The 9,701-nt window shown below is 52.0% G+C and carries 9 protein-coding genes; 2 read left to right on the plus strand and 7 right to left on the minus strand.

Annotated elements, in window-relative coordinates:
- Positions 1-169: 169 nt before the first annotated feature.
- Positions 170-763 (minus strand): pentapeptide repeat-containing protein, encoded by a 594-nt coding sequence (locus PF479_RS00805; protein WP_298001261.1) that lies wholly within the window; start codon positions 761-763, stop codon positions 170-172.
- 149 nt (positions 764-912) lie between these two features.
- On the opposite strand from PF479_RS00805, the gene PF479_RS00810 reads away from it, so the two are divergent.
- Positions 913-1,971 (plus strand): DUF2804 domain-containing protein, encoded by a 1,059-nt coding sequence (locus PF479_RS00810; protein ID WP_298001263.1) that lies wholly within the window; start codon positions 913-915, stop codon positions 1,969-1,971.
- Between the two features lie 12 nt (positions 1,972-1,983).
- Here the strand turns inward: PF479_RS00810 and PF479_RS00815 are convergent, their stop codons facing one another.
- Genes PF479_RS00815 through PF479_RS00840 form a run of 6 tightly spaced genes read right to left on the minus strand, consistent with a single transcriptional unit; the run spans position 1,984 to position 7,173 of the window.
- Complete coding sequence (locus PF479_RS00815) at positions 1,984-2,865, minus strand: phosphate acyltransferase (protein WP_298001264.1); 882 nt, start codon at positions 2,863-2,865, stop codon at positions 1,984-1,986.
- A complete protein-coding gene (gene buk / locus PF479_RS00820; RefSeq protein ID WP_298001266.1) occupies positions 2,862-3,953 on the minus strand; it encodes a butyrate kinase in 1,092 nt (363 codons plus the stop codon). Before buk ends, PF479_RS00815 begins: the two co-directional genes overlap by 4 nt.
- Entirely contained in the window at positions 3,950-5,362 is a 1,413-nt protein-coding gene (locus tag PF479_RS00825) for a 2-oxoacid:acceptor oxidoreductase family protein (RefSeq protein ID WP_298001268.1), read from the minus strand. Before PF479_RS00825 ends, buk begins: the two co-directional genes overlap by 4 nt.
- The gene (vorB, locus tag PF479_RS00830) at positions 5,359-6,426 is read right to left on the minus strand and encodes a 3-methyl-2-oxobutanoate dehydrogenase subunit VorB (RefSeq protein ID WP_298001270.1); all 1,068 of its coding nucleotides are present in this window, start codon (positions 6,424-6,426) and stop codon (positions 5,359-5,361) included. The genes PF479_RS00825 and vorB overlap by 4 nt, the downstream gene beginning before the upstream one ends.
- On the minus strand, positions 6,419-6,640 hold the full coding sequence (locus tag PF479_RS00835) for a 4Fe-4S dicluster domain-containing protein (protein ID WP_298001272.1): 222 nt from the start codon (positions 6,638-6,640) through the stop codon (positions 6,419-6,421). The genes vorB and PF479_RS00835 overlap by 8 nt, the downstream gene beginning before the upstream one ends.
- Positions 6,637-7,173, minus strand: coding sequence for a hypothetical protein (locus PF479_RS00840; protein WP_298001274.1), 537 nt, complete (start codon positions 7,171-7,173; stop codon positions 6,637-6,639). The genes PF479_RS00835 and PF479_RS00840 overlap by 4 nt, the downstream gene beginning before the upstream one ends.
- A gap of 226 nt (positions 7,174-7,399) precedes the next feature.
- Between PF479_RS00840 and PF479_RS00845 the strand changes: the two genes are divergently transcribed.
- Positions 7,400-8,755: a metallophosphoesterase gene (locus tag PF479_RS00845; RefSeq protein ID WP_298001276.1), complete on the plus strand. Its 1,356-nt coding sequence runs from the start codon at positions 7,400-7,402 to the stop codon at positions 8,753-8,755.
- The last annotated feature ends 946 nt before the right edge of the window (positions 8,756-9,701 follow it).

Consider the following 9,701-nt stretch of genomic DNA (forward strand, 5'->3'; position numbering starts at 1 on the left):
CGCCCCTTCAATGAGCGGCCCCCTGAGTTTGATGATCTCTATGATCTGGGACCGGAGCTGGACCTTCTGGTCTATACCCCGGCGGAATTTGACACAATGATGCAGAATCCCTCAACGGGCTTCTGGAGCCGGGTGGCTACCGAGAAGATCAGAATCCTTTGACTATCAATCAATCTTTGATCACAATCCCCAGGGGGGCCAGGAGGGCTGTCACATCGGGGTAGGTGAAAATGGCACCTCTCAGTTTATTCTGTTCGGGATGAATGGTGTAGCCACGGGCCCCGGTGAAATTGGTTTTTCTCAGGTCGCATTCACTGAAGGGGGTTTCGGTGAATTCCGCCCTGGAGTAATCGGCTTCTCTGAAATCAATCCTGAAAAACTCGCTGTCCCGGAAGCGGGAGCCGGTAAACACCTTTTTTTTCAGATCCATATTGCTGAAAAAACAGTGGCGGATCTCGCAGTCTATAAAGTCCGGGTAGAAGAGAGGATTATTGCATTCTGAGAAGTTGATTCCCTGGAGCATGGTTCGGATAAACTCACAGTTGCTGAATCCTGCATTGGCGACCTTCAGCAGGGTCAGTTCACAGTCTTCAAAGCGGCAGTTTCTGAAGCTGCTGCCCGTGAGGATGCAGCTGCTGATGCGGCAGGTTTTAAAGTGGCAGTCCTGGAAGTTCCTGCCTGTAAGGTCGCTGGCGGTCAGGATAATCTTTTCGAAAAACTCATCTTCCCAATCGGTTATATCGGGATCATTCAGGTCTTGCATATGAGAGGCAGTGTATCCTTCGGTTCGAGTATATTCAATCTGATGGGGATGAAAAAAAACAAACCCTTTTCAGGAATCTTCTGTTATCCTGATTCTTGTCCCCTACCTGCTTTTCCAGGATGTACCACTGAAAAGAAAAGGAGAAAATTATGAAACACCAGTTTGAGTTGACAGAGCCTTCCGATCTTCTGGATAAAAAAGGGTTACTCCTGCATCCTGGTTGGGCAAGGCAGCCCCTGTGGCATTATGACAGAGGGGCCATCCGGGCCAATGCCCTGCAGATCAAGGAATGGGATTATTACTATGTCCTGTCTGATGATCTTAAAAAGGGCATCACCTTTACCATCAGTGATCTGGGTTATGCAGGACTTATGGCCGTATGCTGGCTGGATTTTGAAAAGAACACTTTTAAGCAGGCCGACACGATCGCCCCTTTGACCCTGGGCAGAATTACAAGAGGACTGGGGGAAGGAACCCTGGGTTCAGACGCAGGGATTCTGGAATTTAAGAATAAAGACATGAATCTGCGCTTTGAGACGGGTTCCGGGAAGAGAATCCTTTCTTTCGAACTGGCACAGATGGATATTCCCGGAGAGGGAACCGGGCTCTCGGGGACACTGACTCTGACCCAGCCTGAAGGCATGGAGAGCATGAATATCGCCACCTCCTGGAAGGAAAACAGAAAAAGATTTTATTATAACCGGAAGATTAACTGCATGCCCGCATCAGGCACGGTGAAAGCCGGTTCAAACAGTTTCAATTTTAATCCCGATCGGGCTTCAGGAGGACTGGACTGGGGCCGGGGCGCCTGGACCTATCAAAACAGATGGTACTGGAGCTCCGCCAGCGGATACCTCGAAGGGAAACCTTTCGGTTTTAATCTGGGTTATGGTTTTTCCGACAGAACCCCTGCCAGCGAAAATTTGCTTTTTTTTGAGCATAGGGCTCATAAGCTGGATGAGGTTCTCTTTGATTTTGATCCGGAAGATTATACTAAACCCTGGACGTTTACCAGTAGTGACGGACGGCTTGATCTTAATTTTAAGCCCCTTTTTGACCGCTCTTCTCAGGTGAATCTTCTGCTGATCAAATCGGTACAGCATCAGGTCTTCGGCAGGTTCAGCGGAAGGGTTCGCCTGGATGATGGACGGGAACTGATCCTGAATGATTTTCTGGGGTTTGCCGAGGATGTCTATAACCGCTGGTAAGTTCTTTTTTCATTATTCCATGGCCCCCAGGGCCAGTTTCAATGAAAGGTAACGGGTCTCCTCGGGATCTGAACGGGAGGTCAGGATCACAGGCAGGCTGAGTCCTGCCAGTATGCCTGCATTCCGGCTTCCCGGCGTAAAGGCAAAGGCCTTATAAACCGCATTAGCCGTATTCAGGTCGGGAAAGAGGAGCAGGTCGGGTTCTCCTGCCAGGGCGCTTTCGATCCCCTTGACTGCCGCAGCCTTTGCCGAGAGTGCCGCATCCAGAGCCAGAGGACCCTCTACAAGGGCGCCTTCCCAGTCCATCCTGGAGAGGGCCGCCGCATCTATGGTGCTGGGGATCTTGGGATTTTCCATTTCTACAGGAGCAATGCAGGCGGCTTTCACAAGGGCCACACCCAATCGGTGCATCACCGCGATGGCATTGCTCAGGATGATGATCTTCTGACTCAGGTCGGGCTGTATGTTCAAGGCTGCATCCGTAATCCCCACGGGACGGTCCAGTCCCGGGAGTTCAAACAAGCCCATATGACTGATCAAACCGCCCTCGGGGATCAGCCCCCACTCCCTGTTGAGCAGGGCTTTTGTAAAGACGGAGGTCTGGATCATCCCTTTCATCAGAACATCGATCTCTTTGTCTGCGGCTAATCGGGCGCCCATGTCGGCGGCATCCTTGTCGCTCTGGACAGGACGGATGTCGCATCTCTCCAGGGAAATACCCAGAGACTCGGCTTTTTCACGGATGATGTCCCCGTCTCCGATCAGAATAAAATCAGCCAGATTTTCCTCGATCCCTCGTTTCACCGTTAAAAGGGATTCTTCGTGTTCTGCCCGGATCAGGGCAACCCGTCCCTTACGCTTGCTTGTCAGCATGTCATTCAGATGCATTTTCATCCCACTCCTTGGACCTCATACCTGCAGATTTTACGCTCACCCTTCAGGACAGCCAGGGCGTTTTCGGCGAGAGCCTGCATTTCCCGTTCTCCCGGAATGACCAGGACCTCGGCCAGGAAGGACACTCTCTTCTTCAAATCTTCGGTGAATCGGGTGCTCTTGGCCAGCCCTCCTGTGAGAATGATCCGGTCGATCCTCCCCTCCAGGGTGGCTCCATGACGGCATATCTCCTGTGAAACCCGTAAAACCAGGGCTTTGTAGACAACCGCGGCCTTCCCGTCCCCTCCCTGGACTTGCTCCAGGAAAACACGCAGATCTTTTGTCCCCGTCAGAGCCGCCAGGCCTCCCTCACCGGTCAGGCTTCGGCGGAGTTCTGTTAGGGCTACTCCCGCCTCCACCCGGTCCAGGAGCTGCCCGGCGGGGAGGGTGCCGCTGCGTTCGGGAGAGAAGGGCCCCTCTCCGTCCAGGGCGTTGTTGACGTCGATGACCCGGCCCTGCCTGTGGGCTCCTACCGAGATTCCCCCGCCCATATGGGCCACGATGAAATTCAGCTCCTCATATTGCCCTCCCAGAATCTCCGCCGCCTGCCGGGCCACCGACTTCTGATTCAGGGCATGAAAGATGCTCCGCCGTTTTATGGCAGGCAGGCCGGTTATTCTTGCCTCCGGGATCAATTCATCCACCACGACAGGATCGGCAATCAGGGCGGGACAGTCTCTTTTTCCAAAGGCCTCCGCCAGCTGTCTGGCCATGAGAGCCCCCAGATTGCTGGCATGAGTCCCGTATCTGTTTTCAGACATATCCTCCATCATCTCCCGGCTGATCTCGTAAACGCCGCTGGGGAGGGGCTTCATCAAACCGCCCCGTCCTATGACGGCATCCACTGTCCCCAGAGGAATTCCCTCCTGATTCAGAAGAAAGAGTACGGCATTTATGCGGAGTCCCAGTTGACCCGCCAGGCTGCCGCAGGCTTTCAGTTCTTCAGGATCATGGCTGAGGGAACTCTCCTCCAGCATGTCCCGGTCCCTGAACAGGGCTGCCTTTGTTGAGGTCGAGCCGGGATTGACGACCAGTATAAGAAAACTCATGAAAACATTCTCTCATAATATTCCAGAGCCCTGTCTATCATCCTCAGGTTCAGATCCACCGCCTCCTTGCGTTTTACACTCCCCGGGAGTATGCCTTTGAGAATCCGGATATCCGCCAGGTCCCGGTGTTTGAGGTAGATGGTGAGCATGATGATATTGGCCGTCGCCAGAACGCCTCCCTCCCTTGCCATTTCGGAGGCGGGGATTTCCAGGACCTCCACATCCTTTCGGCTGACCTTCTCCTTAATCAGGGATGAGTTGACCAGGATCAGTCCTCCCGGCTGGACATCCTGTTCAAAGCTGACCAGGGAGGGAGTGTTCAGGGCGATGAGCACGTTGGGATGAGCCACCACGGGAGAACCAATCTCCCGGGTCGAGAAAATGACGCTGGCATTGGCTTTACCACCCCGCATTTCCGGACCGTACGAGGGGAGCCAGGTGGCCTGATACCCCCGGGCGAGGACGTAGTTGGCCAGAAGGACTCCTGCAGAGAGAACCCCCTGTCCGCCGAACCCGGCAATTTTCACCCTCTGTTCCAGTTTCTCCGAGGTCGATGGGGGTTCCGGGACAGAACCGCCTGTTTGAAGCAGTTCGATCAGGGCGGCATCATTCAAAAAGGGAAGCGTATCATCGGCGGGAGTGGGAATCTCTGAATGATCCCTGAAATTCTGCACAGGGTAGAGGGGTTCCAGCTGATCCTGCATCCATTTTCGGGCTTCCACCGGGTCCATCTTCCAGTTGATGGGGCAGGGGGAGAGAACCTCCACGAAACTGAATCCTTTCCGATCCACCTGGTTTTCCAGGGCCTTGCGGAATACCTTCCGGGCCTTCAGGACCTTTCCGGGGGTAGAGAGAGAGACTCGTTCAATAAAAACAGGAGTCTTCAGGGACGCCATCACTTCGGACATGCCGATGGGATGCCCGTCCCGTCCGGGGGAACGTCCCAGGGGAGTGGTCAGAGTCTTCTGTCCCTCCAGTGTGGTCGGAGCCATCTGCCCCCCCGTCATGCCGTAGATGGCATTATTGATAAAGAATACAGTCAAATTCTCACCCCGGTTGGCTGCATGGATGATCTCGGCCGTCCCGATGGCTGCCAGATCTCCATCTCCCTGATAGGAGATCAGGATGGCATCCTTCCGGGTCCGTCTGATTCCCGTTCCCACAGCCGGGGCTCGTCCATGGGCGCACTGGATATTTCCTGTATCCATGTAGTAATAGGCAAAGACGGAACATCCCACGGGGGAGAGGAAGATGGTCCGGTCTTGAATTTCCATTTCAGCCAATACTTCGGCTATCAGTTTATGAGCCGTGCCGTGGCCGCAGCCCGGGCAGTAATGGGTGACTTTTTCTCCCGCACCTTTTCTCTCAAATGTATCGTAAAAGGCTTTTGGTTTTTCTTTGACAATCACAGCGTACCTCCCCGGGCCAGAGTCCCGACTCTTTCAACGATATCCTGAACCGATGGTATGATTCCGCCCAGCCAGCAAAAACGTTCACATTCAGCCTTCCCCGCGAAAATCCTGTCCACATCCTCGGCCATCATTCCATTCGACAGTTCGGCGCTGATGATGGTTCTGCCTGTTGAGGCCAGTTCTTTCAGGCGTTTCTGCGGGAAGGGGGTGAGGGTTTGGGGTCGGAGGAGGCCCGCCTTAATGCCTTTGCTGCGGAGTTCTTCCACGGCGCTATGGCAGATCCTGGATGTAATGCCGTAGGCGACAAACAGGTATTCCGCATCTTCAGTTTCCACCTCGTCCCACAGGCAGAACTCCCTGGCTATCTGTTCATACTTATCCTGGAGCATCCAGTTGTGTTCGCTCTGGAGCTGAGGGTCCATCAGGATGGAAGTGACCAGGTTTCCCCGGCTTTCCCTGTCTCCATAGAGGGCCCAGTCCTTCCTCTGTCCCTGCAGGACTATCCCGGGAATTTCCACGGGTTCCATCATCTGTCCGATGTAGGCATCCGCCAGGATGATCACCGTTATTCTGTACCGATCGGCCAGCTCGAAGGCCTGGTAGGTGAAGTCACACAATTCCTGAGCCGAATGAGGGGCCAGAACGATGCTTTTGTAGTTTCCATGACCACCGCCCTTGACGGTGATATTGTAGTCACTCTGTTCGGGCCAGATGTTTCCCAGCCCCGGTCCGGCCCTCTGCACATCCACCACAACACAGGGCAGCTCGGCTCCGGCTATGTAGGAAAGTCCTTCCGCCATAAGAGACATTCCCGGCCCCGATGAGGCGGTCATGACCCGGGCTCCCGCCGCGGCGGAACCATAGAGCATATTGATGACAGCGACCTCGGATTCCGCCTGGAGGAAATGGCGTCCCGCGAGGGTAAAATACCTGGCCGCACCCTGGGCAATCTCGCTGGCAGGAGTGATGGGATAGCCGAAAAAGTGAGTCGCTCCTCCCATGAGGGCTCCATAAACAGCCGCTTCATTGCCTTTGATCAGTTGTTTGACATTTTCAGACATGCGGGACCTCCCCTTTATAAACCGTGATGGCACCTGGTTCGGGGCAGACATAAAAACAGATGCCGCAGGCGGTACAGTTCTCCGAGACGGAGTGGGCATACTGATACCCCAGTTTGTTGATCTCAGACCCGATGGAGAGACAGTGATTGGGACAGGAGTTCACACAGACCCGGCAGCCCTTGCACTGGTCCGCTTCGATGATCGATCTATTCATTCCAGACCTCCGAAGAGATCTTCACTTCCGTGTCCGAAGAAGTTGATGCCGCTGATGGATTCGGTCATTTCATGAGGCAGAGAGTTGACATCCAGAAAATGTCCCGGACAGCCCAGGCTGTCACAGACATAGACTTTTCCCGTGCTGGAAGGAAGGTGGAGGACCAGAGCGGATTTAGAATCACAGCCCTCTATGTGACAGCTGTACTCTTCCCTGAGAGGCACATGGCAGTAGGGGCAGAATCCCTCCAGATGATCCCCCTCACCGCATTCGGGAAGGAAACTGAACAATTTGGCATGGCTTCCCCAGAAGGCATCCACAAAGATGAGGCCTTTCTGGCCGCCAAAGGAAATTTCCAGCTTGATCGAAGGTTCCCCATGGATGCGGACGCTGTCCACCATCAGATTATGTCCCTTGGGACAGTAAACCGATTCGACCAGAAGAAAATCCTCTTCCTGTCTTTTCACCAGCCTCATGCCCCGGGGCACGATCATCCTGAATTCATCAGGAATCTTATTAGCCTTTAATTCCATATTCCCTCCTGTTGCTCTCAGCTCTATCTCTAATCCTATGTCTTGAATGGTTTATTAGTCAAAACAAATGTTTCTAAAAAGCTATTTATTGAATATATCCTGTTAAAAAAGGTATCTATGGTTTTTGTTTTTGACTAAATTAACCGAATAATTAAAATTAGGCTGGTTTTGGACATTCAACAGATAAAGAATGCAAACTTCTCCACTTGTGGTAGACTCATCTTCTATGAAAGGCAAAATAATTATTACTGCATTTCTATTGATTACGATTCTGCAGACCTCCACCAGTCTCACCATCCCCGATGCTGATGCTCCCATGAGCCTGGATATTGAGGAGGACATCTACAGAAAGCTGGAGGATCAGGACCTTTTCAGGGAAGGGAAGACCAAAATTGCCCTTGTCTCGGATGTGCATCACTATGCGCCTTCCCTCTATGATCCCGCATCGCCCGGCTTCCAGGAGTTTTCTCAGAACAATGAGGGCAGAACCGTGCTGTACACCACGGAAATGATGAACATTCTCAAAACAGACCTGCTCAGCAGAGGCATCACAACCCTGTTGATCTCGGGAGACCTTTCTGTTTTAGGGGCAAGGGAGACACATGAAGACATGGCTCTGATCCTGGAAGGATTTGAATCTTCCGGTATTGAAGTCTTTATCACTCCCGGCAATCACGACATCAACAATCCCCGGGCCTTCCGTATCATCGGGGCCGGAACCGAGAGAGTCGAAAGCGTGGACCCTCAGGAATTCCGGGACATATATGAAGACTTCGGTTTCAATGAGGCTGTCCTGACAGATCCTGGCGGCCTCTCTTATCTGGCACGCCTGGAGACTGGCCTTTATCTTCTGTCACTGGACAGCTGCTCCTATGAAAGGAATGAAGACCGGGGATACTCTGTCTCTGGAGGATTCTTTCGCCCCGGTCAGTATGATTTTGCCGGGAAGGCTATCGATCTGGCCCAAAAAGGGGGCGGGAAAGTCATTGTCATGACGCATCACAACTTTCTGGAGCATTACGAGATCGATCATGATCTGACCAACTTTATGATCAATGATGAGAAGAGGATGTTGAATCTCCTCATGGACAGGGGCGTGAAAATCGCTCTCTCCGGGCATATTCATAAGAGTGATATCAAAAGGCACGAGAGGGGCTCCGACTCCTTCTACGGCATCGCCACAGGATCTCTGCAGATCTATCCCCACTCCTATCGATTGATCGGCCGGGACAGCAATGAGCTCCTTGTCTCCACCGCCGACTTAAAAGAAAACATGATTCGGGACGGTCACAGGGACATCCTGAACTACAACAGGAACATCGGCCTCTCCCGTTCCTTTTCGAAGCGCTATGAAAGCCTATTAAAAGACACCCCCGAGGCTGAGGCCCGGCTGATGGCGGAGTACTTCTACCTGGTGAATCTCTATGCCCAGCAGGGTCTGGAAGCTTCTCTTCCCGACTCGGTACTCCACTCGGGAGGTCTGGAACTCCTGGAGGCCTCGGGAGGACGCATGTCCGGATTTGCTCGCAGCCTCCCCCTGGACTCCTATCCGGATGACAGGAATGCCAGAATCCCCTGGTAAGAGTATCAATACCATCTATCCGGGCGTCTCCCTGCGGGATCGGGCTTTATATAGAGTCGTACCGCAGGCGTGCCGAGGAACGATCTCGGCAGCAGGGGTTTCGTCTCTTATGATTCGTTCCAGAAGGTACAATTCATAAGAGACCAGCAAGGATTTTTGCCCTATCAACCCTATGAGTCAACATAGTTGAAGCACCAATATGGAGGTTTCAATTATGAGATACAGTTTAGGATTTAAAGAATCGGCAGTAAGAAAAGTGCTTGAATCTGATGGAAAATCAATTCATGCAAGGGCCATACGATCCTTGACGCAAAAAAATGCTCCTTAACTCTCAAACATTCCCTTTCTTCAGTAAGATTGAACAAATCCCTCACTTTTTCCTCGTCAACACCACTATCTCATTGAACAACTGCTCATTCATGTTAAAATAACCAGTCCTTCAAAATAAGAATGAAGGGGTCTCCACTCCAATAAATTGAATATCAGGGTGATCAAAAGAGCAGATACATGAGTGCATGCAGGGTATTAAGCCAATATAAGAATTATCCTGCAACTAATGCAAGATAATTATGGGCTGGTGCAATAGTTCTGATTGAGTGTTGCAGTTGGTAATAGTTATACCGAGTCAAGATAAGTAATTATGTTCTACAGACTTTTAGAATTGTTTGATATGGGAAGGAATACTTGTTTTGATTTTGGTATATCTGTTCCTTAATGTGCTAATCAGCACTGATGCCTGGCGGAACCTAACGTCTGCGGCTGGCGGGAGTCGGGACATGTGGAATTCGCCTTCACCTTAGCGCTAATAGGAATGTTGTCCTGAGTGGCCCCGTATCTGTAATTGGGGGGCTGTAGAACAAGGAATTGAACTTGACGTTTGCTTTTGTCACCCTTTTTGCTATTTGTATGCAAAGATTTATTTTTTGCTTTTAGATTTCTTTATTCC

It is taken from the genome of Oceanispirochaeta sp. (genome assembly GCF_027859075.1).
GTDB lineage: Bacteria > Spirochaetota > Spirochaetia > DSM-2461 > DSM-2461 > Oceanispirochaeta.